We start from the raw sequence: 24,034 nt of genomic DNA, 5'->3' as shown, positions 1-24,034 counted from the left end.
GGCCGCCCCTCATCCTCTAAGAACGAGGGGATAGGGAGCAGGGGTGATGACTGACAACTGACAAATAATCTCCAACTCCGCGCCTCAGCACTCAGCACTAACTTAAGGAGCAGGGGAGATAAGGGAGAATAACTCCTACCTACTGACAATTGACAAATGACGAGGTGCGATCGCTCATCAGAGCATAGGGCATAAGGAGATGGGGATGAGACGAGGTGCGATCGCACAATCTAACTCTCAACTTTCCTCTAAGAATCGTCGGAGGAAATTTTTTTAGCTATAGCTTCCAATATTGTTGATATCTGCTCAGGGCTAGTCAGGTTCACTTGGTAGACATTGGTGGCGTGAAACTGACTGCTGCCTATTACCACTTGCAGGCTCGGATCGCCTAACAGATGCTTCAATAGCTTCGCTCTTTCCTCTGCATTCAGGCGATCGCACTTTTCCATTAGCTCTTTTAATAACTCTTCACTCTGGTTAATCACAACATTACATGGTTAAAAATGCTTCTACGAGCAATAATCATACTGCTACCTGCATACTGGCAGTATCAGTATTTCCTACAGGTATAGCCCCTGGTTGTAGTACCCATGCGGCCATTGCTTGTAATATTTCAGCTTTTTCTTTGGGCGATGCTGACTGAACTAGCTGTGTTACGCTAATTTCACCAACTCCCAGCCTAGTGAGGGCGGCAACTCTACAATCGTCCGGTAGTACGTTAAGAATTGAGAAGTAGTCACCGGCCTTGATATCTTGCTTGCCATTTACAAATCTGCTTAACACGCTGTTATCAATTCCAGCAGCAGCAGCTATTTGTTTGGCAGTCATACCCCCTTCAATAGCCTTGTTTACGGCATCTATTAATATTTGCTGGTGGTTTGCCATGTTATTGCAAAAATACAAATTATCAATTATTATTTGTAATATAACAAATTACTCAACTGGCCACAAGAGTAGTTTAACGCCTTAAACGCCTTGTCTGATGCACCAATAAAATAGTTCCCCAATCAGTGCGAATGATTGGGGACGGATTGTATTGTTTTACTTACTTCTATGATACCGAAACCTGAAAAAGATTCCAATGAAAAGCTGACCGGGAAATTTTATCCTTTACAAAATGCTGAGTGGGTAAAGGCTTGCAAGAATCTAACTCATACTCAGTTAAGCGTACTTTATTACCTGAGAAGCGCCGATCCTTACAGTAATGGAATGCGGGTTAAAGCTTCAAAAATAGCTGACGAGCTACAGATATCAAGGCAAGCAGTTTACAAAGCCATTGATGTACTTGAGGAAAAAAAATACATCGAGAAAGAAGACGTTGAATACAGTTTAAAGCTGCGATCGCGTGGTTGCCTATGTGACAGTTTAGAAAACCGTCTACAACTGTCAACTGACGGCGACAGTTGTAAACCTACGGCGACAGATGTAAACGTAGGGCGACAACTGTCAACTGACGGCGACAGTTGTAAACGCAGGGCGACAGTTGTAAACGCAGGGCGACAAACTGAGTCTGAAACGCTTGCACAGCAAGAGTCTCAGGACTCTAAGATTAATAAGACTTATAAAGACTTTACAGACTCTCTCTCAGAAGGGGAGAGAGAGGATTTTTTGAAATTTGGAGAAACAGCAGCCAAGGATTTACCCAAACCGCCGCGCCTCATCAAAAAGTGGATTGCTAAAAATTGGGAGGATTTAGCAGAGCAGTGGTTTAAATCAAAAGGCCAAGCTTCCCCGGTGCAAACTTCCAAATGGGAGAATGACCCGCGCACCCGTGACTGGCTAGCCATCATCGAGGAGACAGCCAACCCTTTAGAATTTGCGGCTGGTGATCGAGAAAAGCTTGATTTTATAAAGTGGGCTAAACAAACTAAACAATTTAGCTGGCTGAGGGAGGAAGAATCATGATAGAAGATTTTCCCCAGTTTGAAGCCCTGCCCGTCAGGCCAGAGGAGATAGGGGATAAGGAGATTTGGCAGCCTTCATGGAAATGTTTCTGTTGCCAGGATACAGGTAAAGTTCAGAATCACTTAGTCAAGCTGGTAATCCCAGATTATGACTATGACCGCGATCGCCTTCCAATTTGCCAATTATGCGGTGAGGGCGACAAACTTTACCACTTAACCGAGTTTGGTGTAATTGATACTCGATTTGAAACTTTACTGTGTAAAAAACTCGATACCTTAGCCCGTAAGGAGTGGAGTAAAGCGACACAAGAACAGTTTGCGATCGCTAAGAAGAAAGTGCAATTAGCAACTGATGAAACAGCTAAATCTCACAGTTTACGTAGGAGCGATCGCACCCACAACGATAACCGCGAAGTGCAGCAGCGTAAAGCAGAAATTGAAGCTATTTCTTCTCATAAATGGGAGCAAATGAGGGAAGAATATTTAGGAGTTGAAAATGATTAAAGAAGGTGATTATACGGCTAATGGGGCATTAGTTAAAAAACTGGCAAAGACCGCCTTTTTTGCAACTTGGGACAGTGGACATTCAGCATGGTATCCAATTGGAGATTTACCTTATGCAAGGATGCCGAAGTTTAGAGAGGGCGATCGCGTAAAAGTTACCAACCACAAGAAAAAATACTATTCAGATTGGGATTGGGGAATTATTAAAAATATTTCCTCGCTAGAAATTGATGTAAAGATGGGCGATCGCTTTATCATTGCTGTTGATATTGATGATATTCAGCAACAGAGTGAAGAAAAGCTGCCAAAAATAGAATTTGAGGTGGGTGAGATTTACTATCATGCGGCAAGCGAAAGAAAGGCAAAAATAATCAAAATCTATAAGTCAGCTAAAAAGGCTGATGTATTTTTTGAACGTGAGATAAAAAAGCAAAAAATATTACTCAGTGAATTAACATTCTTAGAGGAAAAGGAGGCGACAGAATGCAACTCAAACACGCCAGCTTCTTCGCAGGAATCGCTGGGTTTGAACTCGGAATCAAAGCAGCCGGAGTTAGTGACATTATCAAAACAGAACTCTTCATTGAAAATAACCCCGACGCCCAAGCAGTCCTTAAGTACCGTTTCCCAGGTGTCGCAATCCACAGCGACGTTACAAACTATATCCCCAAGCCTGGAGAATTTAGCCTATATACAATTGGCTTCCCCTGCACCGGAACCAGCGGCGCAGGAAACGGAACCGGACTCAGCCACCCAGAATCAAGCTTGTGGTTTGAAGCCCTGCGTTGCACCGCCGATGGTCGCCCCAGTTTTCTCGTCATTGAAAATCCTGAAGGGCTTATCCATAGAGGATTACGAGCAGTTCTTGGGGGACTCCGAATGGCAGGCTACTCTTGGGACGATCCGCAACTCATATCGGCGGCGGAAGTTGGCTCACCGCAAAGACGTAACAGACTCTTCATTGTTGGATACACCAACAACATACTGCAAAGGCTCAACGGGAAGCAGGCCAGCTGGTCAGACCAGGTTGGAACAGAAATTAAAACCATACTTAACCAAGGGGGACAAACTAAACCCAGCCGTACCAGGGTGGATGATGGGGTTCCCCGTTGGCTGGGTGGAAAAAGTATTGATGGATGGTGGCGAAACAATATCGATACAGCTCCCGTTTACCCAGGAGTACGTCACCACCTCGATAAGCGCCGGGAATGTAACGACCTCTACGCCCGTGCAGTCTGCCCCTTGCAAGCCGCAGTTGCAATTAAACGAGTCTGTTACCTCGCAGAACTCGCCGGACTTGTCTGCAAAACAGAAGTTTAAAGTTGTAACAGTGCGTCAGCCCCACGCCTCATTGATTGGGATTCATAAATGGTTTGAAACCAAGAACAAAAAAAACAATTACAGAGGCACAATACTGATTCATGCAGCTGTTCAGCATGAAGACACAGAACTTCATTACAATCAACTAGCTGATTTGTTGCCACCATTTGAAGAACTGGTATTTGGTGCAATAGTTGCAGTGGCAGAATTGACCGACTGCATCTTGATGACTGAAGAATTTATCAGTCAGCAGTCAGAGACAGAAATTAGGTGCGGATTGTGGAAGCCTGGGCGCTATGCCTGGAAGCTCGAAAATGTTCAAATTCTTTCTGAACCCATACCAGCTAGAGGGATGCTTGGGTTGTGGGATATTGAATTGCTAAGTAGTCAGTTGTCAGTTGTTAGTCAAGAGTCTCTAGTCTCGCTTAAGCAGTCAAATATTAAAATAGACCTTTATATCTGCGATCGCTCCTCAAACATTGGCATAATCAAAAGCTGTTGCTCAACCTACTTTGTTGTTGATTGGAAGACTGAAAAAAATAAATGGTACTTCTGGGAAAGAGACGAACTGTACATTGCTGAACTAGGGATCGCACCCCAACACCTAATAGACCAATTCTTAGAGGATAAAGCGGAAAGTGCGGTCTTGGGGTCTCCCCAAGTAGAGCAACTTTCCAAGACATCAGAATCACTTGTACTCTGCCCCAGCTGTGAATCGCAACATATCTATTTAAGTGGCGGCTGCGGTATGTGTGGGCTAGAGCCAGATATGCAGCGTACACAGCAATTACAGGGTGTACAGGTGGGCCAACGAGTCCGCATTCTAAAAACCAGAACCAAAAACCTTGAGGGATGGATAGGTCGTGAGGCCACTGTCACAGGTATTGATGAGAAAACCATCAGCGTAGCAGCTGGCGAGGGTAGGGAGAAAAAGCACCTTACCTTAAAACATGGATGGTATGAGGTAATACCCGAAAATTTCTTAGAGGAAAATCAAGAAGCTGTGGCCCCCACGCAGCAGTCCAAACCCAGTAAGCAAAAGGGCTGTTTGTATCGCTATTTGGAAAATAAAAAACTCAAGGATGGGACAATAGCCAGCTATCCTCGTGTAATTGGAGACAGAAAGTCTGATAATCCCCATCATTGGCGCTGGGGCTTCAACTGGGAGGAGAAGGTAGACGGCGAGTGGAAGGGGAGGAGTCTTGGCAGTATTCCTGTGGGGGCGATTCCTATGATTCAGTCAATGCAGAATGAGGGTGTACCACTTGAAGAAATCATTGGTTTTATTAGGAGGTCAAAAGCTAAGAAATCTTAATATTTTAGGGGTGTATTTATACCCCTAACTCTCATATAATATCCCCTATAAGGGAACGAAACAATGGACAAAGTAACAGCAGATAAACTAACTGAATTAGCACCAGCAATTCAGCAATTTTTAAACCTACATCCTGATGAACAAGCATGGCTCTATCCCTTATTGGGTAGGGCAGAAAAGAGAGCGATCGCAGTTCTCGAAGCCATACAGGGGCATTACATGAGCTATGAGGAGATAGCAGCCCAGACCAATAGTAACATCAGCACAGTTAAGCAAATTCTCAATGCTTTATCTAATGGAGGAATTAATTTTAATGTAAACAAAACTGGTAGATGGACAACCCCGAAAGGGGGACGAAACCGCAGGCTTACAAAAATAGAATGATGCGGAAATATGAAGTACGCAATTTTAATCAAGTTAGGTGGTGAGATAATCGCTGCTGATGAAGCTGATTATGATGATTACAAGGGTTTTTTAAAATGTCCTAATTGCAAAGAGCCAGTATTTTTAAGGAAATCTCACTTGAGAAATGAAATAGAAATTGGCTCATTTTTCGTTCATCACAAAGCTATGCCTGAAGTTTCTGCTTGTGAACTCAGAGTAGGCAGGTATTCAAAGCAGGATGTTGAAATTATTGCTGCAAAGGCGAAGGGGCAAAGGTTAGAGAAACTAAAAATATCTTTGTGGAAGTTTTTAAAAAACAACCTAACAATCAATCTAAAATCTTGGTCTACATCTGCATCAGATGTAAAAAGGATAAAATTTCTTGGTGAAGTTGTTGATTATGGAATGGAGATATTAGAAAATAATGTAAATTTTATCATTGACAACACTTTGCCTAGAGTTGAAACTTTATTTATAGAAAAAGACCCCAAAATAGCAATAATTCCTGAAATGCAGCCATTCTTTGATGCATTTTTGAAACAAAACAAAAGTAATTGGAGACTGCATTGTAAAATTACAAGGGAAGCTTTAGAGCTATTTTTATCTAGCCATTCTATGAAAGAAATCAGGTATAGGCTGTTATGTTGTCTATGCCACCCTAAAGCTCTAGAATCTGTACCAGAGTTGCTAGATTTAGATGCTGAAACTGTAGAGTGGCGGGAGAAATTTACAGCTTATTTAACATTGCAGGTAACTTTTGTATTTTTAACTGTTGATTGGATAAATATTTTTGAATAAAGTTAAATTAAAAGTGTTGTAATGCCGCCTATTTTTATGTTATTTATTAGTGAATAGGATAATAATATTAATTAATATTGAATGTATCCTGATAACTGGACAGAAATTGCTACTGAAATTAAACAGCAGGCGCAATGGTGCTGTGAAAAATGCGGTTTGCAGTGCGCTAAACCAGGAGAAAAATTAAAAAGCCGGGTCTATATGCTGCAAGTCCATCATTGGAATAGAAACCCTGCTGATAATCGGCGTGAGAATTTAATTGCTCTTTGTGGTGCGTGTCATCTTAATTATCACAGGGGCGGTAAATCTAATATTTCTCCTGGGCAATTATCTTTATTTGATTCTTAGAGGATAGGATGCGATCGCTTGAAAGTGGGGAGTTTTGCAAGAGCGATCGCCCTAATTCTTAGAGGAAAAGATAGCGATCGCCTGTAAATGATGGGCGATCGCAATTAAGTTTTATCTAAGTTTCATCATCTAACTCATCTAAAATCTTGTCGAGTCTGTCGTTAGTATCCTTGGCAAGCTGAACACATTGGACACTTGCAGCCATTCCACCAGCAGCCGTGACAGTTCCTTCTGTAACTTTTCCTGAAAGCAGAAGCCCAGCACCTACAAGACCAATGCAGGCAGACAATGCAGTTGCAATTAGTGCAAGGTTAAAGCTACGACGGGCCTGTCTCAAGCGTTCTTGAACAATGGTTAATTTCATTTTGGGTTTCCTCATAGGTTTTGCAAATAATTTAAATTTCATACTTTTAATGTGGAGCAAAACCCTTGAAATCCTGACTGCACAATGATTTTGTTGTAACCAATTTGTGATTGTTCTATGATTGTTCTATGCTCTAGTTGTGACTGTGTAAATAATCGCTTAAAAAAACTCTAGCCAACCTATGATAGACCCAAGCCTTGGCAGAAAAAAAAGGAAAATTACCATCATCGCCTCTTCAACAGGTGTTGAAATAGCAGAAAAAGCTTTGGTAAGGCTAGGATTTGATTCAATAAGCAACTTTGCAAAGTCTCAACTTTTAGCTCGCACTACAGTTACAAAATTTTTTAATTGTGAGCCTATTCAGCTTGATTCCTTTAAAAAGATATGTAAAGAACTAAAATTAAATTGGAGAGAAATTGCGGGAATACCAGAAAAAGAACAATCAGAGCAGTTACAAATAAATGATTGTAATAGTTCAGAGACTAATAAGGAGGTGGAGCCTGTGCAGACACTTCGCCGTCAAGTGACTGTAATAGATGAACAAAGTCAAACAATTATAGTTGCTATCGTATTAGAAGGTGATATAAATTCAGTTCCAAATCATAAAGTTCTTGAATCGATTTTACGAGAATATTCAGGAAAAACTATCAAAATTATTGATGTTAAAAAAGGCAGTATTAAATTATTTGTAGAGGGTTCTCAGGAGGATATCGAACGGCTTATATTTCTCATCGACTCAGGAGAACTAACAACAATTAGCGGTTTCCCTGTTCAAAATATTCAAGTTTTGAGCGAAAGTTTAGAAGATGATGAAAGTAACAAACTTGATGATAAATGGCGTTTAGTAAAGGAGATTGTTAGTCAGCCAGTTAAAGGTCGAAAGTTGAGCAGTGCCGACCTGAGCAATGCCGACCTGAGCAATGCCGACCTGAGCGGTGCTGACCTGAGCGATGCCGACCTGAGCGATGCCGACCTGAGCGATGCCAACCTGAGCGATGCCGACCTGAGCGATGCCAACCTGCGCGGTGCTGACCTGCGCGGTGCTGACCTGCGAGATGCCGACCTGCGCGGTGCATATATTAGTGAGGGGACACAGATAGATAGCAAATGGCGTTTAGTTTGGCAGATTGACCTGAGCGATGCTGACCTGAGCGGTGCTGACCTGAGCGGTGCTGACCTGAGCGGTGCTGACCTGAGTGGTGCTGACCTGAGCGGTGCTGACCTGAGCGGTGCTGACCTGAGTGGTGCTGACCTGCGCGATGCCGACCTGCGCGGTGCCAACCTGCGCGGTGCTGACCTGAGAGGTGCCGACCTGAGCGATGCCGACCTGAGTGGTGCTGACCTGAGTGGTGCCATCCTGATTGATGCCAACCTGAACCGTACCTACCTGATTTATACCAACCTGAGAGGTGCCGACCTGAGAGGTGCCGACCTGAGAGGTGCCGACCTGAGAGGTGCTGACCTGAGAGGTGCCGACCTGAGCGATGCCAAGCTGAGCAATGCCAAGCTGAGCAGTGCCAAGCTGAGCAGTGCCAAGCTGAGGTATGCCAACCTGATTGATGCCAACCTGATTGATGTCAACCTGAGCGATGCCGACCTGAGCAATGCCAACCTGAGCGATGCCGACCTGATTGATGCCGACCTGAGCAATGCCAACCTGAGCAATGCCACCCTGATTGATGCCGACCTGAGCAATGCCACCCTGATTGATGCCGACCTGAGCAATGCCAACCTGAGCCGTGCTATTGTTGCGAATGCCTTGTTTGGAGGAAGTATAGGTCTTACAAAGGATATGAGGCGTGACCTAGAGAGTCGAGGGGCAATTTTTGGCGATCGCCCCCCAGTTCCAGTTTCTTAGAGGAAAACATACCAAATCTTTACTTATAGTTCAGTGTCTTTTCTGCTACAACACTATGCATTGAAGCCTTAGAAAAGAAACAGAAACGTTACAAAGTTTTTGGTATGCCTTGTAAACCTCTAGTTCTTGGTGCTGCTTCGATTGTTATATTTGCCGGTTCTGCTGTTGCACAAACGAGTGGCAGCTTTGAACAAGCACTCTATCAAAGTCTTTATCCTGTAGCATCAAATGACAGTTTAATTTGCTATGCCGAAACAAATACCCCCAACACTTTTGATTTAACTCGTTTGTGTGGTTCTGTTTCCACACCACCCTCAAGTAATAGCAACTATGGCGGCGGTGCTAGCTACAACACATTTTCTGGCGGAAGTACCTCAACCGGAAGATGCAATACACCCAACGATATCGCTAGTGATGGTAGTCGTTGTGGTGGTCGGGCAGCTAGCGAAAGACCAGGGGGAAGAAAGTAATTGCTGCGATCGCTTCCTCTAAGAATGGACGAGGGGCGATCGCAAATATTGACTCGGCGGCTAACCTAGTGCTGTATGTTGTACAGTGACTTTTTATTTGTCGCTGTGCCAAATTACTGTTATTCAATAAGTTAAGCTAATCATTACTATTGACTCTACAAAATTCTTAGCACTTGATTAACTTTTGTAAAGCAGTGTAAATTACTATCACAGGCGAAAACAAACACGTCTGATACATACATAAATTAAACCGCAATCATAAAACCATGACCGCAACCATTCAACAGCGCCAAAGCGCCAACGTATGGGAGCAGTTCTGCAACTGGATCACCAGCACCAACAACCGCCTATACATCGGCTGGTTCGGCGTACTAATGATCCCCACCTTGCTAGCTGCAACCACCTGCTTCATCATCGCCTTCATCGCCGCACCTCCCGTAGACATCGACGGCATCCGCGAACCAGTAGCAGGTTCCTTACTGTACGGAAACAACATCATCTCCGGAGCAGTAGTACCTTCTTCCAACGCAATTGGCTTACACTTCTATCCAATTTGGGAAGCAGCCTCTTTGGATGAATGGCTGTACAACGGTGGCCCTTACCAACTGGTAATCTTCCACTTCTTGATCGGCGTATTCTGCTACCTAGGTCGTGAATGGGAACTATCTTACCGCTTAGGTATGCGTCCTTGGATCTGCCTAGCATTCTCAGCACCCGTAGCAGCAGCAACCGCAGTATTCTTGATTTACCCAATCGGACAAGGTTCCTTCTCTGATGGTATGCCCTTGGGTATCTCCGGAACCTTCAACTTCATGATCGTCTTCCAAGCAGAACACAACATATTGATGCACCCCTTCCACATGTTAGGAGTGGCTGGTGTATTCGGTGGAAGCTTGTTTTCTGCAATGCACGGTAGCTTGGTAACTTCTTCCTTAGTTCGTGAAACAACCGAAAACGAATCACAGAACTACGGTTACAAATTCGGTCAAGAAGAAGAAACCTACAACATCGTCGCAGCACACGGTTACTTCGGTCGCTTGATTTTCCAATACGCTTCCTTCAACAACAGCCGCAGCTTGCACTTCTTCTTAGCAGCTTGGCCTGTAATCGGCATCTGGTTCACCGCACTGGGTGTAAGCACAATGGCGTTCAACTTGAACGGCTTCAACTTCAACCAGTCTGTGATTGATTCTCAAGGTCGCGTCATCAACACCTGGGCTGATATCATCAACCGCGCTAACTTGGGTATGGAAGTAATGCACGAGCGTAACGCTCACAACTTCCCCTTAGACTTGGCTGCTGGTGATGTTGCTCCTGTTGCTCTAACTGCACCTGCTATCAACGGTTAATCTCTAAGTCACGTCGAATAAAACGAAAAGCGCTCTCTCAACGGGGGGCGCTTTTTAGTGTCGATGATTGGGGGTGCAGAGGCGATAGGAGGGAGGCGGTAAACTACTACTCTGCCAAGGGAACTTTGCGTTGTGGTCAGCAGAGGTGCAGAGGGGCAGAGGGGCAGAGGGGCAGAGGGGAAAGAACTTGTATAACCCTCTCCTCTGCTCCCCTGCTCCCCTGCTCCTCTGCCTGCCTCCACGTAGCATTTTTGGGTTGGTGAACTACTACGCCCCCCAGTTCCAGTTTCTTAGAGGAAACAAGCGATCGCAACTTTGATATATCAGGGGAGGGTGCGATCGCAATACCTCATGAACACTACCACTACACAGCAACTTGAATTAAGCTGGTATCGTCCTCAAGAATATCTATTTCAACTTGAGACAGTATTTTAGGCTGCATTTGTTGCAAGTCGTTCAACACAATCTCAGCATCATCAGTATTAAACTTATAGTACTCAGTTAAACTGCCAATGGGATAATTAAATTCTTGATAGCGGTGCTTAAAGTACTTCTCTACATTCCCTCGATGTACCCAGCTTCCAAGTACCTTAATTGCAACAGTTTGATAATGTACAAGTAAATCTCTTTCTACTTCTGCTACTCGCATAGTAACAGGTCTGGTGGTTACTCCTATTTTATACAAAATGCCTTTGCTGGTTTGGATTTCTAAAAAATATAATGTGCAAGATAAAATACGCTTGAGTTGAGCGCAGTAGAGTTTGAAATCAGCGCGCCTGTATGCTAAATCAGGAGCGTTTTTGTGATTAGCGTGTTGGAAAGCTAGCTCTAACTTTACCAGCTTTTTAAGTAATAGCGGCTCCTGTACATCGTTGAATTGCGACAAATCCAGCGCTCCTACAGGAATTTTACCCAAACTACTAAATTCATATTCTGGTGGGGTTAAGTATACGTTTTTTCTTAATACTCCTGCTTTTATCAACTCTGGAGTAACCAAGTAGGAACTGATAGGATAATTTTTGGCTCCGTACTCCTGCCAAAGAAGTTTTAATTGCTCCAAATCCTTGCCAGATAGCTGAATGTTGAAATTGTCGTAGAGTGGCAGAGTTGGAAATTCTCGGTTAGCTATGGGGCGGCAAGTTTCCTCATTATGAGAAAAATGATGTTCTTTAATTTTGCCTTTCTTGGCAGTTAGCTCACCATGACAATAAGGACACTTAAGTAAAGTTTTACCTCTAGGGATATCTTCAATACATATTAATATTCCATATTCATTTACACCATATTTCAGCCACATTGCCACACCCTTATTGAATAGTTAAAGTTGCTCCTACAAGTGTGCTTCAACTTTTCAAAAATGTATCTGTCTTCTGGACTAATGTACTAATGATTTGAAGAATTTAGGGGCAATGGGGTCAAGCGTAGGCATCGCTTGAAGATGAATATAGTTTGTGTGAATGGATACCCGAAAATTTCTTAGAGGAAAAAGTGAAGGCGTTGGCGTTGGCGATCGCCTTACTGTAAAGCGATTGCTCCCCCTTTAACAGCTTGACTTGATTCAGTTCTGGGGGATAATCAGCTAGTCGGCATCCTCTTTATAAGACTCTTGGAACCCAATCAGCTAAACTTATTTCCAGACGTGAAAGCTACACCACCAGCTAGAACAGAGGGGTTGGTGATGAGCGAGGCGGCGCTCCTGCGCTGGAAATCCCAGATTTTTGATTATCAGCAACGGGTGAGAGAAACTAAGCCAGTGCAGCAGGTGACACTGTTTGACCTTGCCCCCAAACACTGCGACCCAGACCGGATAGACCCGTTGTTTCTGCGGCTGGTGCCAATGTCGTTTTATAGGATGCCAGCTGATAGCCCCGGCGATGCGTGTTTGTACTTTGTTGTTGACTCAGCGGCTGGGCTACTGCTGTATGTGGGGGAAACTTGCAAAAGTAACCAGCGATGGAAGGGCATACACGGCTGTAAAGACTATATTGCCAGCTACCAAGATTTACATTATCGCTATGGGTTGCAAACAGCAGTCAATGCAGCCTTTTGGTGGGATGCACCCACAGACCGACGCGCACGGCAGGAGTTAGAGTTAAGTCTGATTTTGAAGTGGCGCTCCCCTTTTAACAAGGAGAATTGGCAACTATGGGGGCAACCGTTTGGGTAGACTGTGCAAGCGATCGCAAAGGCTGATAAAAATGTCTGAAAATTTTCCTTTTCAAAATTCTGACCAACTACAGCAATGGCATCAAGGTATTTTAGATGCAAACCGCAATAATATTTTTTGTCACTGTCGTACTTGCGGTTATGAATGGATGGATTCAACATTTGATGCTACTTGTATTAAATGTAGCAGCCAAGATGTAGAGCATATCTCATCTTGGCAGTTTCCAGATGATTAAATCAGAATGCTCGTTGAATAGTGCGATCGCTCTTTTTTCCTCTAAGAACCGGAGGGGGCGATCGCTCAAAAGTTATCCTCACTTGAAAAAGTTGAAGTTACAGCGCCACGTTTAAAGATTCTGGCAATTTGGCATCACAACTCTGTATTTTGCAGTTTAAATGAGATATCAACAGAACAAAACAGCCACAAATCGCCAGTTGTTGACCCAACGCTGTAGAATAACTTCTCAGGCAACTTACAGCGCTCGGTCATCGCTTCGCTACAACTGGCTAGTAATGTACTAGAAAACACATAGTAAATGTGCGATCGCATACCTGCCCAAACTAGGCGATCGCTGTTGATTTTCCTCGCTTGAATGGGGCGATGGGACAGTGGGGCGATCGCTCCTGTTTCCTCGCTTGAATGGGTGCGATCGCAGTTGCCCATGTCAAAAACTATTCAAAGTCGCCAAGACCCATCATATGATAAGCAACAACAGCAGTATCAAACGATTTGAGGTAATTAATATTTGTGGAATGGTTAGTTAAATTAATTGATGTATCACTCTTGCTAGAAGTAGCTGGTTGATTTTTAGGTAAGAAAATAGAACCAACAATATGTGTAAAGTTGAGCGGGGTAGCAATTTTCATAAGTTCCACCGTGTTGGTTTGTTGGTTATGGATATATATTTAACTGAGATAATCCAATAATTTATGCATAGTGGGGTGCGATCGCTTGGGTTTTCCTCTAAGAATCGGGGGGCGATCGCTTTCTCCCAGTACTGAAAGCTGTTGTACTATTGATTAAATGTTGATGACAAATTAGTGCCGTTCCCTATGAAACAAGTTTGGATTCTTTACCAAAATGAACCAGGAATGCCAGGGCGCGTAATAGGAACTTTTAGCACTCCTGAAAAAGCGATGGCCTGCAAAGCTATTAGAGGTCTAATTGGGTTTAGTCAATGGGATAAGAAGGAAGAATATTGGATTTGCAAGCCGTTCGATAAACAACACTATTTCTCAGTTGAACCATCAACGATTGATAGGTTAGTTGAGGATTAGTTGCTAGTTATTTCTCTAAGAACGAGGGGCGACGCTTTCCCTAATCCCCCCACACTGCCATAAATTCTTCCCACTCCTCCTCAGTCTGGGGTGCTTTGTCTTTGGTCAGCCCCACTACTCGCGCCAGCTTTCTGGCTTCGGCTGCGCTTTCACCAAGCTCTATAAACTGGTGTTCTAGGTTGGGGTCGTAGTCTAGGATTAGTAACTGGGCGTATTCAGTGTCAGTTATATCCAGGTTGTGGATGTTGGTCATGGTGGGGGGTGGGGTGCGATCGCTTCTGTTTTATTCTGTAAAGGACGTATAGTTCGCACAAATTAATTTTTAAATTGATAAAAACTCACTTAAATCAAATTCTCCATTCGGAGTTTGAGAATTATTTCTTTCTGAAATAAGTAATAGTAAAATTTGCTCTAAATAATTTACTGAACCTCGTAGCTGATCCTCCAATATTTCAAGACCACCATTAGCATATTCTTCAAAAATTCTGATGCGCTCATTTTCTGATTCTTCATCAAAAGCCAAAATTTTAGTATCTTTAGTATGTGATATTGCCAATAAATTTATTACAGGTTCATATCCCCTATTAGCAAAAACAGATTGCTTAATAGGCTCTGGTTTTTTAGCAATTTCTTTCAAAGGTACGATTTTTTTTCTTCTAGTACCTAATGACGCTGCAAAAACCATAACATCTGCATAAGTTTCAAAAGGGCCATTCTTATCTTCTCCTAAAGCTTCTACTAAATAAGCTTTATCTTTCGCAATTTTAACCCTTCTATCTGCCATAATCATGCTCTACTTTTTAAAAAATTAACTTTGTTATACTACTTCAAGGATTTCTGTGTACTCTAGTTCGTTTAAACTACGTTGAACTAAAGGATAACTTTGACCGTTTATATGAATATATTCTTCTTGACAATTAGCCTTGGGCGAATGATAAGTTAGTATGTAATGTTTACCTACATAATTACTGATTTCTTGCTCAACATTCATCCATTGGCTCTTGTTCAGGAGTAAAACAAGTTGATCTGCTAACCTAGGAAGTCTTTTAGCGATTTGACTTTTATACTCGTTATCAAGAACCGCAAAAGGTGAATCCATAACAACAGGAAAAATACTACTACCTAAGTCTATCAAGTTTTGTTTTTTACTCCATTCTCGAACTTTGTTGATAATACTCGCTATAAATGATAAGCTCAAAATTATGCTTTCTCCACTTGATGCAGCAACGATATCTTCCTTTCCAGATGTGTTTTCTACCAGTGTTAATTCATATTTATCATTCAACTTTGGTACATAAGGTTTAAAAGCAATCTGTTGAAAAATAGTTTGCACTGAATTTTCTAGTTCTAACCTAAAATGCTTATCTATTAGTTCTCTAACTTGTGTCAAACGAGAGATAGATTCATTAGTTAAATTGATTCGTTCCAGCGCAACTTTCTGCTTTTTTTGATTTGCTTTTTGCTGAATATATAAATTTTCTTTATGTTTAATTTTTACCTGTAAATCAGCTATATTTTTATTGTTTTCTCCCTCTTCTAGTGTCAATTCTCTAGTGCGCTTTTTGATATTTTGGCGATGAGTTTCTAAATCACGAATGTTTTCTAGAGGACTGTTTCTCAGTTCATCATGAATATCATCAAGCTGAGTTTCAATTACAGACAATTTTCTTATTAGTTCTTCTTGATTCTTTTGTTCATCATCAATTTCTTTCCAAAATTCGGTAATTTGTTTATCAATCGACTCAACTTGAGCGCCCATTCGGATAGCAGTTTCTTCAACATCTCCCCTTCCGGCTCGATTCATCCATGCTTCGACAAGACTATAAGGCTGTGTAGCGTGTTTGAGTTCAGTACCGCAGATACAGCGTTGTTGTTGAAGCAAGTCTTTTACAAACTGCTGCTTGATGCCAGCAGGTAACTCACCACGTTCGCGCAAACCATCTAAAATAGCTCGAAATTCAGCAGTTGCTTCGGATAGAAAAACAGTATAAGCTTTTGTGCTGGTAATTTTTCTTAATTTGTTTTTTCCTTGATTAATTTTAGTTTGGGTTGAATCAGCTTCTATTTGGAGTTCATCTCTTTGCATTTGTAATTGTTGAACGTCTTCTAAAGCCCGAAGTTGCTCATCAATTTTTTGTTCAATTATTTGCTGGTTTTCTAATTCATATTTGATTTCTAATTGACGTTCTTGTAGTGTTATACATTCATCTTCTAGTGCTTTTTTATCTTGTATTAGTTTTGTTATTTCAGGTGGAGCAATATCTTGATACTCTTTTTCAAGTTCTCTCTTAGCTTCGTTTAAATGGCGAATTGCACGGTCTAAAATTTCTACACCAAGCAGTACTTTGGTTGCAGCCGCCATCTCAAATTTTTTGTCTGATTGGACAATTTTTTCTATTCGCTCACCATCAAAAAAGAAATATGTGTGTAAGCTTTCAGGCAGAACTCGATTGATAACTTCTTTGGAAGGTTGAAAAGGTGTCATCCAGCGTCCATTTTTCTCAGCCACCTGTAAACTTAAGTTACTTTTATCATAATAAACACCATCTTTGCTTTTAAATGCCCGACAAATGCGCTTTGCTAAATATTTTTTACCAGTATGTTCAAACTCTACTTGAACCCAAAAATCTACAGATTGACCTATATTTACTTCTGCAACAGCACGTTTGTTCACTAGTTGTTCCGAAGAAGCGAAAGCTGGGGTAAATTTCTCGTAAAGTACCCAGGTGAAGGCGTTTAAAATGGTAGTTTTTCCACCACCATTGTTACCGTAAAAAACTGTAGTATTTTGCTCTTCTCTACTTGCTAATATAAGTTCTGGAGTTCTTCCATAGAACGGACGAAAGTTACATAGCTGAATCGATAGTAGCTTCATTAACGACTTCCTTTATAATCTTAATAATATCTGATTTGACTTGTGGTTTTTCTTGAGAAAGTTTATCTTTTTCTGCTTGTAGAACTAGCTCAATAATTTTTTTAACTTGGTGAGGGGCGCTCTGAATAGGCTCCATCAGGTCATTTACATTAAATTCTTTAGTCATTGATTTTACCTGCTTTACATATCTAGTAATCCATATCGGCTTTGTATATCTAAAAGCTTGACCCTGGCTTCTCCAGCGTTGTCTGCTAAATCCGCAAACTCTACAAATCGCCTCAATTCTTTACGCAGTAGGTTGTGTTCTACCTCTAATGTTTCCCGTTCGAGTTTGGGAGGTAACACGATCATGTCAAATAAAGTTGCTCGTTGCTTGTTAGGATGAGGTCGCAAAATTCGCCCACGACGTTGAATAAACTGTCGTGGATTACCACTACTAGCCAAAATCACCGCCGTCTGAGTTGCAGGAATATCCACCCCCTCGTCTAAACAACGAATAGCCACTAAACCTTGCAATTCTCCGGTTTCAAATTGATGCCGTAAATCCTCCCGTTCCTCCAAAGATACCTCAGCAGTATAAATATTTACTTTATAACCCATTTCAGAACCCAGAATTTTAACTACTGCTTCTAACTGTCTGTAACTTTCCTCAGTAACTTCATTTTCTACAGAGCCATCACCGCAGTAAAATAACGTGTGCTGAGTCTCTAAACGCTTTTGCATCAGGTCTCGCAAAGCTTGCAACTTGTTAGCTGCTGCTCCAATTAGTCTTGAACGCTGCATTAATAGTTTTGTCAGGGTTTCGTTATCCTCACTATTTCCACTCATTGCAATTGCTTTTCCAATTTTTGCAGTCAAGTCTGCATATACTTGCGCTTCTACTTCTGTTAAATCCACCAAGATAGGATAGTACAAATAATGTACAAGTGCCCCTTGCTGAATAGCGTCAGCTAGAGTGAACTCTGGTTGTAAAACTGAACCAAAATAATTAAATAATGCTTCAGTACCTGTGTCATCAAAATATCGTTCTGGTGTGGCTGACAAGGCTAAACGCAGTCCTATATTTCGCGGTAAACTTTTTTCTAGCTGTCGCGCCCCCAAGTTATGAGCCTCATCTCCCACAATCAGTGTTTTTGTGGGGAAATGCGGTAACTGAGATTGCAACGCGTGACTCATTAAAGTTGCATTGGTAGTAATCACTGTAAGGAATTGCTTTCGGTTAGAATGTAGGTTATACAGTTGGGTAGACAATTCAGCCTGCCACTTTCGTGCATTTTCAAAAGCTAAAATTGGTTCTAAGCCAAACTTCTGGCATTCTCTTGCCCATTGAGTCACTAAATGTCGGTAAGGGCAAACAACCAGCAATGCCTGTAAGCTAATTTGTTTATACAATTCGCAAGTAATCACTAATGAGGTAATTGTTTTACCACTCCCTGTTGCCATCTTCAAAGTGCCGCGACCTTTATTAGCAAACCAATTATTTACTGCTTGCTGCTGATATGGTCGTACTTGAATATAGGAAGGTATCCTGGGACATCCCAGTAGATGCTGATTTACCTGTGATATATGCGTCTGTGATAGCCGATACGAATTTTCTAAATCTGAAAGTGGTTGTGTTGCTGGCAGTCTAGGCTCCCATTCAGGTGGGTATTCCGGGCGCAGTCTTAATAATGAACGAGCAGCCGCTTCTGGAAAGCTTATGATTTCTAAATTTGGGGTACGGTTATTCCAAAGCTGCTGAAAATTTTCTGCTTTTCGCAAAGCTCGTTCTTTCACACCTGGATGCCAAGAGCAAAAAACATCAATACACTCAAAATTATCTATCAAGGCAGTGGAACTTTCGTTAGCAGAGCCAGTAAAAGCAACAATATTTCCCTCCTTATCGCTAAAAATGCCTAATTTCTCATGATAAACACCATGCTGGCGGATGTTTTTAGCCACCGCTAACTTTATTTCTAAAACTCCTTGTGCTAACAGCCAAGCTAGGCAAGCCAATCGGTCTTTAACTATTTGCTCAAATTCTCTATCTAGCTCTTGCAATAAAGCTTTAGAAATTACTTCTTCTCGCTGTCTTAATCCTTGAGCAATAGCTTCTGCATCCTCATGAGAAAGACAAGGAGAAGCGACTAATTGCATTTTTCCACCAGCATGAATTAAAGCTGTTAATCCTTTAGCAGCAGCAGCCATTGATGAACTTGAAAAAAAGCCTACTGCTCGACTGTAGACTGTAGATTTTTCTAAGCAGGGGATATAAAAGTCTTGGATAAGGTTAAAACAATCACTTCGATATTCATCATGTATTATCAAATTTTTTAAGCTCAAGCCACCTGCTCCATAATACACTTGCTCTAAGGCTCTAATTAGTTGAGTTTGCTACTCTATAAGTAAAATCATTTTAATCTATTGGATTACAGTATACTACATTTGATTGAATGCATATAACCTTTAAACAGTGATCTCCGATGACAAGGTGATCACTTGGGGTTTCCTTTAAGAATCAAAGGGTGAAAAGCGATCGCTACTCATCCTCTTTGAACTTTACGTCTCTTATCCCTCTTGTTCTCCTTCCTCTAAGAAAAAAGGGCGGCACATTTTGATGCTTGGCTTGAACGAAGGGCTGAAGTGGGGGTAATTACACACTGCACATTGCCTTTATTGATGAATTGATTCCCACACTTTCTTGATTGCTTTCTTAGTAAAAACAGAAAAATCACCCTTCATCATCCAATCATAATAACCAGGATCATCTTTTGAAAAAACTTGTAATAATGTTTTGCCTTTATGTTTACCAAAATTAAATATCTCCCTTTGTTCGTCATCATAGATTACTCTATTAGTTGGATCGAGTAAGTTAATAGGTGTGAAACTGCTTAGGCTCTCTAAGTTATTTTGTATTGGATAAGATATGCTACCGTCGTTGTCTTCATACGGTACATTCTCATATTGTTGAAGCTGTGCTTTGAAAACTTCATAGGTAGCGCGAATATCATTTTCTGCATCATGAGCGCCAACTAAATCTTTATTGCAGTAGAACTTGTAAGCAGCTTTTAAATTACGAGGTTCCATTTTGTGGAATATGGTTTGTACGTCAATTATGCTTCTTCCTTCAAGGCTAAAATCTATTCCAGCACGGAAGAATTCTGCTATCAGCAGAGGAATGTCAAACTTGTTAGAGTTATATCCTGCAATATCGCTGTCATCAATATATTTTGCAAAATATAAAGCTATTTGAGAAAAAGTTGGTGAATCTATCACATCTTCATCATAGATACCATGTACTTTAGACGCTGAAAGAGGAATAGGAATAGTGGGATTAATCTTAACTTGCTTCACGTCTTCCGTGCCATCAGGAAATGCTTTCAATACTGCTATTTGCACAATCCGGTCTTGAACTACATCTGTTCCTGTTGTCTCTAAATCAATAAATGCTAATGGACGTTTTAGGTTTATATTCATGTGATTTTCCTTTAGGAATACAATTTTTCCTCAACTTAAATATGGCTCTAAAATTAACTGACAGACATCCTTAATTCCACACATTGCATAATGCAAGCGCTCGTACTTGATCGCTACTTTACCTCTACTGTTGCACTGGCATCATTGCCGAAGACATCAACTAGACGAACTGCGATCGCTCATGCCAAAACTGAGCAAGCAACTAATTCAGCAAATACTTAGCCAACAAATCCTGACCTTCGTCGCCCATCTCGTGAAGTTGTGCTTCAATCTTCTCCATTGCCAAAGGCGATGGCTTAGAGCGCCCATTCTCCCAACGGTTAATCGTGGGATAAGTGACACCTAAATGTGCTGCAAACTTTTCCTGAGTTAATCCAGTTAACAAGCGAAACTCCCGAATTAGCCCCCCAATTTCGGGCTGTTTGACTACTAAGGGCTGTTTGATGGTCATACCTAGCTTAATGCTTGATGTAGCAAATGATATATGACATGAAATAATAATTCCTTTAAAACCTAATGGCAATGGGTACTACATCTAAATTTATCTACTGCCTTAATGGTTATTATCTATATCAGCTATGGACTTTAACTAAGTAATTCTTACAGAATACTGTTTAAACTATACTATTAATCTTGTTTAAATACGTGTATAAACGTCTAGACTGATTTAGACTCAAAGCTGTTGTTTTAAAGTAAAGGAGCGATCGCACATAAGCAAGGGGCTACGCATCGCACCCCATTAACTAAGTATCAAACATAACCAAGATAAAATTCTTAGAGGAAAATTAGGGTAATAGATGCGATCGCTCCTCTTGTTCAAGCGAGGAAAATCGCCCCCTACAGCTGCTCCATCTTCACCCCTGGCACTTCCAGCATCACTGTAGTAATCGGCACAAGCCGCCCCACAGTGGTGTAGTAACTGCCTCCCACGGGTGTTGTAGTCGAACGCTCCCGAAACCGCTTCATGGTAATCAAAAACCACTCCCGCGTTTTGGGCATGGGTAAGCGGTACAGTTGGCGAGTATTGACAAAGTAGTAAAATAGCCAATCCGCCTCAGTGTACATAAAACAGCCGGGGGTGTTACGTTCTAAATTGCTGTGAGTTTCAAAAAACAAGTTACGAGTTTTATTCCACCTGTCGCCTTTAATCTCAATCAAGATTTCGTCACTGTGCGTTGTCCAGATGAGGTCAATATCGCGGCGCTGATAATCTGGGTCATCCTCAACATTACGGACGGTTACTGTTTCTGGCTTTGCCCACAACCACGCTTCAATATCAGCAGTAGCAAACTTTGCTACCTCTTGAGCGTCCTGCATGGTGTAGGTCATGGCGTGTATCTCCGTTGCAAGGCTATTAGTTTATTATTTCACTTTTTGTAAGAGCAAAGTAGCAATATTATTACCAGAAATAACAGTATCTAAATTAGAAATGCTAATCTTAATCCTCAAAAAACCTCAGTTTGATTCTTCAAGTAGAGGCGTAAAGATAATTAGAAATGCATATACTGCAATTACAAGCAATGAATTTAGAGGCTCCTAGTTTTAGACCTACTAGGAGCTTTTTCTTAATTTATTATCCATTTAATTAAGAGGTATATCACAAGAAGTAACAGCATTCATCCTCAAGGCTATTAAGAATTTATTCTATTGGTAGATTGAATGTCAATTTGGGAATTGCTATTGTGTATTTGTCAGTAAAAAACGTTTACCAAATTAAAACAATGAATATTCTTGCTTGGATTGTTTTAGGTCTAATTGCTGGTGCTATTGCGAAGGCTATCTACCCCGGTTATCAAGGCGGCGGAATCTTAGGAACAATCTTATTAGGAATCATTGGTGCTTTTGTTGGTGGTAGTTTGGGTGTATTCTTCAGTACAGGAAACTTTGCACTAGCGGCTCCCACACTCAGCATTCCCGGTATTGCAGTAGCAGTTCTAGGTGCAATTGTCGCCATTTTCTTGTGGAACTTGCTAAATCGCAGCAGTGCTGTGTAATCAATTAAATTGTTAAATTGGAATTAATTAATAGTAAACATCAGGGAACTTTTTTCACTATATTTTCTCCCTGAATTTAAATAAAACAGTAGCGCTTGCCTAGATTTAGGTGGGCGCTAATATTATTTTGTTGGGGTGCAATGCTGTCCTCACCCCATAAAATTCTTAGAGGAAAGTTGCACCCCAAACAGCGATCGCTCTTTAGTCGCAGTACACTGGTACTATGCCAAAATTACCAGAGTGCGATCGCTTAAACCTTATTATGTCTGCGAAAGGATTTGGACAATCTCCTCAAAATCCCAAAATTGACAAGCTAGTTAAGTTGGCAGTGCGCCATTGCCGCCAACGTTCTCCAGAAGGACTAGACAGCATTTTTGATAATCTGCCTGTGAATCTCAACAAACAGGTGGTAGCGGCTACTTTGGCAGCGCTTCAACAGGATATTGACACACTGAGTTGGTATTGTGGTTACTTTGCTGGAGAAATTAACCGTGCTGAGGATAACCAAAAGCCCAATTCCATAACGAAACTTAGCAAAATTTTGATTACAACAGGGATGGAACCATTTGCTGATTTTGTTCCCTACCCTGGTTGCCGAATTGTTATATTAAACTCTGAGAAATTTGAATCTTTACCAGAGGAAGTTAAAGCCATAGTGCAGCAGGCTTTTGTTGTAATGGAAAATTCTTCAGAGGAAGTGCAGCGGGTGAATGATGCACTGCTACAAGAGTTGGTAGTAGAGTAGTGCTGTATGCCCAAAATCCACGACTGCGATCGCTGCCTCCTCAATCCCCGTAACCCTCACCTCGTCTGTGCCGTTCACCCATCAGGCCCAGACGGTGATAGCTGCCTAGATTTCCGTGAAGACCCCAACGTTGAGCCAGAGGAGTTATGGCAGCCGGAAGGGGCAAGTTATTACAATGGCGAACTAATCTTGCAACCACAGCAGCGGCGGACGCAACAGCAACAGCTAGAGCTACTAGATACCCATCCTTTATTTACTGGCAAATGTCCTCAATGCGGGTACGAATTTGACCGGGATTACACAGCGAGGGTACATTGGGATTGCCCTGAGTGCGGTTGGATGGATGATAGCGTGTAGGGCGCGCTCTACTTAATCTGCTGGACTTTTACTTTTGATTAAACAGGGCGGATTCTACCAAATTTGCACCCAGCGAGTCCCTTCTCACCCCTATGGGTACTGCACATACTTGTAAAAAAAGTTACTATTAAATAGAAATCCATTTCAATTCAAAATGTATGGAAAAAAGTATGCGTCGTTTCTTACCAGTTTGTTTAGTTTTTGTCGGATTAATACCAGCATTTCCAGCATCGGCTGGGGAAGTAGTACTAGGCTCGGATGGGAATCCTACAAATAGAATAGAAACTCCCACCCAAATTTTCACCTGTGATAGCTACTGTGTTATAGAAGATTGGGATTCGGCAGGATATCCCAGTCAAGTCCGAGATGGAGAAGTAGGCGGACGGGTTGTAGTTACACCGAAGCAGATACGTCAGCGTACAAATCAAGCGCAGTAGTTAAGCACAAAAAAATAAATGTTTTAGTACATAGAGTTTTATCTATGTACTAACAGTGACAGTTAATTAGTCACTGTACGTCTATCTCCCCTGCTCCCCATTGCCCCCCAAC

Annotated in this window: 34 protein-coding genes and 3 pseudogenes; 21 read left to right on the top strand and 16 right to left on the bottom strand. The window is 41.7% G+C overall.

The annotated features are described in order from the left end of the window. Window positions 1–248 precede the first annotated feature (248 nt). Together I8748_RS19895 and I8748_RS19890 are read right to left on the bottom strand one after the other, a co-directional pair. The gene (locus I8748_RS19895) at window positions 249–485 is read right to left on the bottom strand and encodes a hypothetical protein (RefSeq protein WP_198126288.1); all 237 of its coding nucleotides are present in this window, start codon (window positions 483–485) and stop codon (window positions 249–251) included. A gap of 37 nt (window positions 486–522) precedes the next feature. Further along, on the bottom strand, window positions 523–885 hold the full coding sequence (locus I8748_RS19890) for a helix-turn-helix domain-containing protein (RefSeq protein WP_198126287.1): 363 nt from the start codon (window positions 883–885) through the stop codon (window positions 523–525). Window positions 886–1,053: 168 nt separating this feature from the next. Here I8748_RS19890 and I8748_RS19885 point away from each other — a divergent pair, with 168 nt between their 5' ends. The 7 genes from I8748_RS19885 (at window position 1,054) to I8748_RS19855 (ending at window position 6,573) form a co-directional block, all read left to right on the top strand. Further along, window positions 1,054–1,905, top strand: coding sequence for a MarR family transcriptional regulator (locus I8748_RS19885; protein WP_198126286.1), 852 nt, complete (start codon window positions 1,054–1,056; stop codon window positions 1,903–1,905). Beyond that, window positions 1,902–2,408 (top strand): hypothetical protein, encoded by a 507-nt coding sequence (locus I8748_RS19880; protein ID WP_198126285.1) that lies wholly within the window; start codon window positions 1,902–1,904, stop codon window positions 2,406–2,408. The genes I8748_RS19885 and I8748_RS19880 overlap by 4 nt, the downstream gene beginning before the upstream one ends. Window positions 2,409–2,891: 483 nt before the next feature. Beyond that, a complete protein-coding gene (locus I8748_RS36295) occupies window positions 2,892–3,728 on the top strand; it encodes a DNA cytosine methyltransferase (protein WP_198126284.1) in 837 nt (278 codons plus the stop codon). Window positions 3,729–3,738: 10 nt separating this feature from the next. Continuing rightward, a complete protein-coding gene (locus I8748_RS36290) occupies window positions 3,739–5,043 on the top strand; it encodes an ASCH domain-containing protein (RefSeq protein ID WP_225896480.1) in 1,305 nt (434 codons plus the stop codon). A 63-nt stretch (window positions 5,044–5,106) separates the two neighbouring features. After that, complete coding sequence (locus I8748_RS19865; RefSeq protein ID WP_198126283.1) at window positions 5,107–5,427, top strand: RNA polymerase sigma factor; 321 nt, start codon at window positions 5,107–5,109, stop codon at window positions 5,425–5,427. Window positions 5,428–5,436: 9 nt separating this feature from the next. Beyond that, window positions 5,437–6,225: a hypothetical protein gene (locus I8748_RS19860; RefSeq protein ID WP_198126282.1), complete on the top strand. Its 789-nt coding sequence runs from the start codon at window positions 5,437–5,439 to the stop codon at window positions 6,223–6,225. An 81-nt stretch (window positions 6,226–6,306) separates the two neighbouring features. After that, entirely contained in the window at window positions 6,307–6,573 is a 267-nt protein-coding gene (locus tag I8748_RS19855) for an HNH endonuclease (protein ID WP_198126281.1), read from the top strand. Window positions 6,574–6,688: 115 nt separating this feature from the next. On the opposite strand, the gene I8748_RS19850 is transcribed toward I8748_RS19855, so the two are convergent. Next, window positions 6,689–6,937: a TRADD-N-associated membrane domain-containing protein gene (locus tag I8748_RS19850; RefSeq protein WP_225896479.1), complete on the bottom strand. Its 249-nt coding sequence runs from the start codon at window positions 6,935–6,937 to the stop codon at window positions 6,689–6,691. A 181-nt stretch (window positions 6,938–7,118) separates the two neighbouring features. Here I8748_RS19850 and I8748_RS36475 point away from each other — a divergent pair. After that, window positions 7,119–7,922 (top strand): annotated as a pseudogene (locus I8748_RS36475) (pentapeptide repeat-containing protein); the annotation flags it as partial. Here the strand turns inward: I8748_RS36475 and I8748_RS36470 are convergent. Further along, window positions 7,898–7,954 (bottom strand): annotated as a pseudogene (locus I8748_RS36470) (hypothetical protein); the annotation flags it as partial. The pseudogenes I8748_RS36475 and I8748_RS36470 overlap by 25 nt on opposite strands. On the opposite strand from I8748_RS36470, the pseudogene I8748_RS36465 reads away from it, so the two are divergent. From I8748_RS36465 to I8748_RS19840, 3 genes and pseudogenes are all read left to right on the top strand, one after another. After that, window positions 7,932–8,006 (top strand): annotated as a pseudogene (locus I8748_RS36465) (pentapeptide repeat-containing protein); the annotation flags it as partial. The pseudogenes I8748_RS36470 and I8748_RS36465 sit on opposite strands and share 23 nt — an antisense overlap. After that, window positions 7,986–8,795 (top strand): pentapeptide repeat-containing protein, encoded by an 810-nt coding sequence (locus I8748_RS36460; RefSeq protein ID WP_449658031.1) that lies wholly within the window; start codon window positions 7,986–7,988, stop codon window positions 8,793–8,795. The pseudogene I8748_RS36465 and the gene I8748_RS36460, both read left to right, overlap by 21 nt. Window positions 8,796–8,899: 104 nt before the next feature. Beyond that, window positions 8,900–9,265 (top strand): hypothetical protein, encoded by a 366-nt coding sequence (locus tag I8748_RS19840; RefSeq protein WP_198126278.1) that lies wholly within the window; start codon window positions 8,900–8,902, stop codon window positions 9,263–9,265. On the opposite strand, the gene I8748_RS19835 is transcribed toward I8748_RS19840, so the two are convergent. Then, a complete protein-coding gene (locus I8748_RS19835; protein WP_198126277.1) occupies window positions 9,237–9,392 on the bottom strand; it encodes a hypothetical protein in 156 nt (51 codons plus the stop codon). The genes I8748_RS19840 and I8748_RS19835 overlap by 29 nt on opposite strands. A 139-nt stretch (window positions 9,393–9,531) precedes the next feature. Between I8748_RS19835 and psbA the strand changes: the two genes are divergently transcribed. After that, entirely contained in the window at window positions 9,532–10,614 is a 1,083-nt protein-coding gene (gene psbA, locus I8748_RS19830) for a photosystem II q(b) protein (RefSeq protein WP_198126276.1), read from the top strand. A 364-nt stretch (window positions 10,615–10,978) separates the two neighbouring features. Here the strand turns inward: psbA and I8748_RS19825 are convergent, their stop codons facing one another. Next, complete coding sequence (locus tag I8748_RS19825) at window positions 10,979–11,911, bottom strand: GIY-YIG nuclease family protein (protein WP_198126275.1); 933 nt, start codon at window positions 11,909–11,911, stop codon at window positions 10,979–10,981. 381 nt (window positions 11,912–12,292) lie between these two features. On the opposite strand from I8748_RS19825, the gene I8748_RS19820 reads away from it, so the two are divergent. The 3 genes from I8748_RS19820 to I8748_RS35755 are packed head-to-tail and all read left to right on the top strand — an operon-like array spanning window position 12,293 to window position 13,131. Then, window positions 12,293–12,781, top strand: coding sequence for a GIY-YIG nuclease family protein (locus tag I8748_RS19820; protein ID WP_214662671.1), 489 nt, complete (start codon window positions 12,293–12,295; stop codon window positions 12,779–12,781). Between the two features lie 31 nt (window positions 12,782–12,812). Beyond that, window positions 12,813–13,016: a hypothetical protein gene (locus tag I8748_RS19815; protein WP_198126274.1), complete on the top strand. Its 204-nt coding sequence runs from the start codon at window positions 12,813–12,815 to the stop codon at window positions 13,014–13,016. Beyond that, window positions 13,009–13,131, top strand: a complete 123-nt coding sequence (locus I8748_RS35755) for a hypothetical protein (protein WP_263976107.1) — start codon at window positions 13,009–13,011, stop codon at window positions 13,129–13,131. The genes I8748_RS19815 and I8748_RS35755 overlap by 8 nt, the downstream gene beginning before the upstream one ends. A 19-nt stretch (window positions 13,132–13,150) precedes the next feature. Here the strand turns inward: I8748_RS35755 and I8748_RS19810 are convergent, their stop codons facing one another. Continuing rightward, window positions 13,151–13,444, bottom strand: a complete 294-nt coding sequence (locus I8748_RS19810) for a hypothetical protein (protein WP_198126273.1) — start codon at window positions 13,442–13,444, stop codon at window positions 13,151–13,153. A gap of 8 nt (window positions 13,445–13,452) precedes the next feature. After that, on the bottom strand, window positions 13,453–13,647 hold the full coding sequence (locus I8748_RS19805; RefSeq protein ID WP_198126272.1) for a hypothetical protein: 195 nt from the start codon (window positions 13,645–13,647) through the stop codon (window positions 13,453–13,455). 186 nt (window positions 13,648–13,833) lie between these two features. Here I8748_RS19805 and I8748_RS19800 point away from each other — a divergent pair, with 186 nt between their 5' ends. Continuing rightward, complete coding sequence (locus I8748_RS19800; protein WP_198126271.1) at window positions 13,834–14,058, top strand: hypothetical protein; 225 nt, start codon at window positions 13,834–13,836, stop codon at window positions 14,056–14,058. A 40-nt stretch (window positions 14,059–14,098) separates the two neighbouring features. Here the strand turns inward: I8748_RS19800 and I8748_RS19795 are convergent, their stop codons facing one another. The 6 genes from I8748_RS19795 to I8748_RS19770 all read right to left on the bottom strand — a co-directional run bounded on the left by I8748_RS19795 (window position 14,099) and on the right by I8748_RS19770 (window position 20,389). Further along, window positions 14,099–14,311: a hypothetical protein gene (locus tag I8748_RS19795; protein ID WP_198126270.1), complete on the bottom strand. Its 213-nt coding sequence runs from the start codon at window positions 14,309–14,311 to the stop codon at window positions 14,099–14,101. Between the two features lie 69 nt (window positions 14,312–14,380). Next, entirely contained in the window at window positions 14,381–14,842 is a 462-nt protein-coding gene (locus I8748_RS19790; protein WP_198126269.1) for a DNA phosphorothioation-associated protein 4, read from the bottom strand. 33 nt (window positions 14,843–14,875) lie between these two features. Next, a complete protein-coding gene (locus I8748_RS19785) occupies window positions 14,876–16,933 on the bottom strand; it encodes an AAA family ATPase (protein WP_198126268.1) in 2,058 nt (685 codons plus the stop codon). After that, entirely contained in the window at window positions 16,905–17,099 is a 195-nt protein-coding gene (locus I8748_RS19780; protein ID WP_198126267.1) for a hypothetical protein, read from the bottom strand. Before I8748_RS19780 ends, I8748_RS19785 begins: the two co-directional genes overlap by 29 nt. 14 nt (window positions 17,100–17,113) lie before the next feature. Further along, a complete protein-coding gene (locus I8748_RS19775; protein WP_404800335.1) occupies window positions 17,114–18,499 on the bottom strand; it encodes a DNA phosphorothioation system restriction enzyme in 1,386 nt (461 codons plus the stop codon). A gap of 1,086 nt (window positions 18,500–19,585) precedes the next feature. Continuing rightward, window positions 19,586–20,389 (bottom strand): 3'-5' exonuclease, encoded by an 804-nt coding sequence (locus I8748_RS19770; protein ID WP_198126266.1) that lies wholly within the window; start codon window positions 20,387–20,389, stop codon window positions 19,586–19,588. Window positions 20,390–20,479: 90 nt separating this feature from the next. Between I8748_RS19770 and I8748_RS35750 the strand changes: the two genes are divergently transcribed. Continuing rightward, entirely contained in the window at window positions 20,480–20,611 is a 132-nt protein-coding gene (locus I8748_RS35750; RefSeq protein WP_263976102.1) for a hypothetical protein, read from the top strand. Here I8748_RS35750 and I8748_RS19765 read toward each other — a convergent pair. Together I8748_RS19765 and I8748_RS19760 are read right to left on the bottom strand one after the other, a co-directional pair. Next, entirely contained in the window at window positions 20,592–20,840 is a 249-nt protein-coding gene (locus I8748_RS19765) for a helix-turn-helix domain-containing protein (RefSeq protein WP_198126265.1), read from the bottom strand. The genes I8748_RS35750 and I8748_RS19765 overlap by 20 nt on opposite strands. Before the next feature lie 386 nt (window positions 20,841–21,226). Then, on the bottom strand, window positions 21,227–21,718 hold the full coding sequence (locus I8748_RS19760; protein ID WP_198126264.1) for a hypothetical protein: 492 nt from the start codon (window positions 21,716–21,718) through the stop codon (window positions 21,227–21,229). Window positions 21,719–22,110: 392 nt separating this feature from the next. Here I8748_RS19760 and I8748_RS19755 point away from each other — a divergent pair, with 392 nt between their 5' ends. The 4 genes from I8748_RS19755 to I8748_RS19740 all read left to right on the top strand — a co-directional run bounded on the left by I8748_RS19755 (window position 22,111) and on the right by I8748_RS19740 (window position 23,922). Continuing rightward, window positions 22,111–22,383, top strand: coding sequence for a GlsB/YeaQ/YmgE family stress response membrane protein (locus I8748_RS19755; RefSeq protein ID WP_198126263.1), 273 nt, complete (start codon window positions 22,111–22,113; stop codon window positions 22,381–22,383). A gap of 223 nt (window positions 22,384–22,606) precedes the next feature. Beyond that, a complete protein-coding gene (locus tag I8748_RS19750) occupies window positions 22,607–23,128 on the top strand; it encodes a hypothetical protein (RefSeq protein ID WP_225896478.1) in 522 nt (173 codons plus the stop codon). A gap of 6 nt (window positions 23,129–23,134) precedes the next feature. Then, window positions 23,135–23,485 (top strand): hypothetical protein, encoded by a 351-nt coding sequence (locus tag I8748_RS19745; RefSeq protein ID WP_198126262.1) that lies wholly within the window; start codon window positions 23,135–23,137, stop codon window positions 23,483–23,485. Between the two features lie 158 nt (window positions 23,486–23,643). Next, window positions 23,644–23,922, top strand: coding sequence for a hypothetical protein (locus I8748_RS19740; protein ID WP_214662670.1), 279 nt, complete (start codon window positions 23,644–23,646; stop codon window positions 23,920–23,922). Window positions 23,923–24,034 lie beyond the last annotated feature (112 nt).

The organism is Amazonocrinis nigriterrae CENA67 (assembly GCF_016056305.1).
GTDB lineage: Bacteria > Cyanobacteriota > Cyanobacteriia > Cyanobacteriales > Nostocaceae > Amazonocrinis > Amazonocrinis nigriterrae.
This window is presented reverse-complemented; position numbering and strand designations above follow the sequence as displayed.

Coding starts and splice junctions, on each gene's coding strand:
- psbA (WP_198126276.1), top strand. CDS start 9,532: ATGACCGCAACCATTCAACAGCGCCAAAGCGCCAACGTATGGGAGCAG.
- I8748_RS19810 (WP_198126273.1), bottom strand. CDS start 13,444: ATGGGCAACTGCGATCGCACCCATTCAAGCGAGGAAACAGGAGCGATC.
- I8748_RS19790 (WP_198126269.1), bottom strand. CDS start 14,842: ATGGCAGATAGAAGGGTTAAAATTGCGAAAGATAAAGCTTATTTAGTA.
- I8748_RS19770 (WP_198126266.1), bottom strand. CDS start 20,389: ATGAATATAAACCTAAAACGTCCATTAGCATTTATTGATTTAGAGACA.
- I8748_RS19785 (WP_198126268.1), bottom strand. CDS start 16,933: ATGAAGCTACTATCGATTCAGCTATGTAACTTTCGTCCGTTCTATGGA.
- I8748_RS35750 (WP_263976102.1), top strand. CDS start 20,480: ATGCAAGCGCTCGTACTTGATCGCTACTTTACCTCTACTGTTGCACTG.
- I8748_RS19860 (WP_198126282.1), top strand. CDS start 5,437: ATGAAGTACGCAATTTTAATCAAGTTAGGTGGTGAGATAATCGCTGCT.
- I8748_RS19825 (WP_198126275.1), bottom strand. CDS start 11,911: ATGTGGCTGAAATATGGTGTAAATGAATATGGAATATTAATATGTATT.
- I8748_RS19890 (WP_198126287.1), bottom strand. CDS start 885: ATGGCAAACCACCAGCAAATATTAATAGATGCCGTAAACAAGGCTATT.
- I8748_RS19840 (WP_198126278.1), top strand. CDS start 8,900: ATGCCTTGTAAACCTCTAGTTCTTGGTGCTGCTTCGATTGTTATATTT.
- I8748_RS19855 (WP_198126281.1), top strand. CDS start 6,307: ATGTATCCTGATAACTGGACAGAAATTGCTACTGAAATTAAACAGCAG.
- I8748_RS19750 (WP_225896478.1), top strand. CDS start 22,607: ATGCCAAAATTACCAGAGTGCGATCGCTTAAACCTTATTATGTCTGCG.
- I8748_RS19865 (WP_198126283.1), top strand. CDS start 5,107: ATGGACAAAGTAACAGCAGATAAACTAACTGAATTAGCACCAGCAATT.
- I8748_RS19780 (WP_198126267.1), bottom strand. CDS start 17,099: ATGACTAAAGAATTTAATGTAAATGACCTGATGGAGCCTATTCAGAGC.
- I8748_RS19745 (WP_198126262.1), top strand. CDS start 23,135: ATGCCCAAAATCCACGACTGCGATCGCTGCCTCCTCAATCCCCGTAAC.
- I8748_RS19820 (WP_214662671.1), top strand. CDS start 12,293: ATGAGCGAGGCGGCGCTCCTGCGCTGGAAATCCCAGATTTTTGATTAT.
- I8748_RS19740 (WP_214662670.1), top strand. CDS start 23,644: ATGGAAAAAAGTATGCGTCGTTTCTTACCAGTTTGTTTAGTTTTTGTC.
- I8748_RS35755 (WP_263976107.1), top strand. CDS start 13,009: ATGATTAAATCAGAATGCTCGTTGAATAGTGCGATCGCTCTTTTTTCC.
- I8748_RS19755 (WP_198126263.1), top strand. CDS start 22,111: ATGAATATTCTTGCTTGGATTGTTTTAGGTCTAATTGCTGGTGCTATT.
- I8748_RS19850 (WP_225896479.1), bottom strand. CDS start 6,937: ATGAAATTAACCATTGTTCAAGAACGCTTGAGACAGGCCCGTCGTAGC.
- I8748_RS19760 (WP_198126264.1), bottom strand. CDS start 21,718: ATGACCTACACCATGCAGGACGCTCAAGAGGTAGCAAAGTTTGCTACT.
- I8748_RS19800 (WP_198126271.1), top strand. CDS start 13,834: ATGAAACAAGTTTGGATTCTTTACCAAAATGAACCAGGAATGCCAGGG.
- I8748_RS19805 (WP_198126272.1), bottom strand. CDS start 13,647: ATGAAAATTGCTACCCCGCTCAACTTTACACATATTGTTGGTTCTATT.
- I8748_RS19885 (WP_198126286.1), top strand. CDS start 1,054: ATGATACCGAAACCTGAAAAAGATTCCAATGAAAAGCTGACCGGGAAA.
- I8748_RS19815 (WP_198126274.1), top strand. CDS start 12,813: ATGTCTGAAAATTTTCCTTTTCAAAATTCTGACCAACTACAGCAATGG.
- I8748_RS36295 (WP_198126284.1), top strand. CDS start 2,892: ATGCAACTCAAACACGCCAGCTTCTTCGCAGGAATCGCTGGGTTTGAA.
- I8748_RS19765 (WP_198126265.1), bottom strand. CDS start 20,840: ATGACCATCAAACAGCCCTTAGTAGTCAAACAGCCCGAAATTGGGGGG.
- I8748_RS19880 (WP_198126285.1), top strand. CDS start 1,902: ATGATAGAAGATTTTCCCCAGTTTGAAGCCCTGCCCGTCAGGCCAGAG.
- I8748_RS19795 (WP_198126270.1), bottom strand. CDS start 14,311: ATGACCAACATCCACAACCTGGATATAACTGACACTGAATACGCCCAG.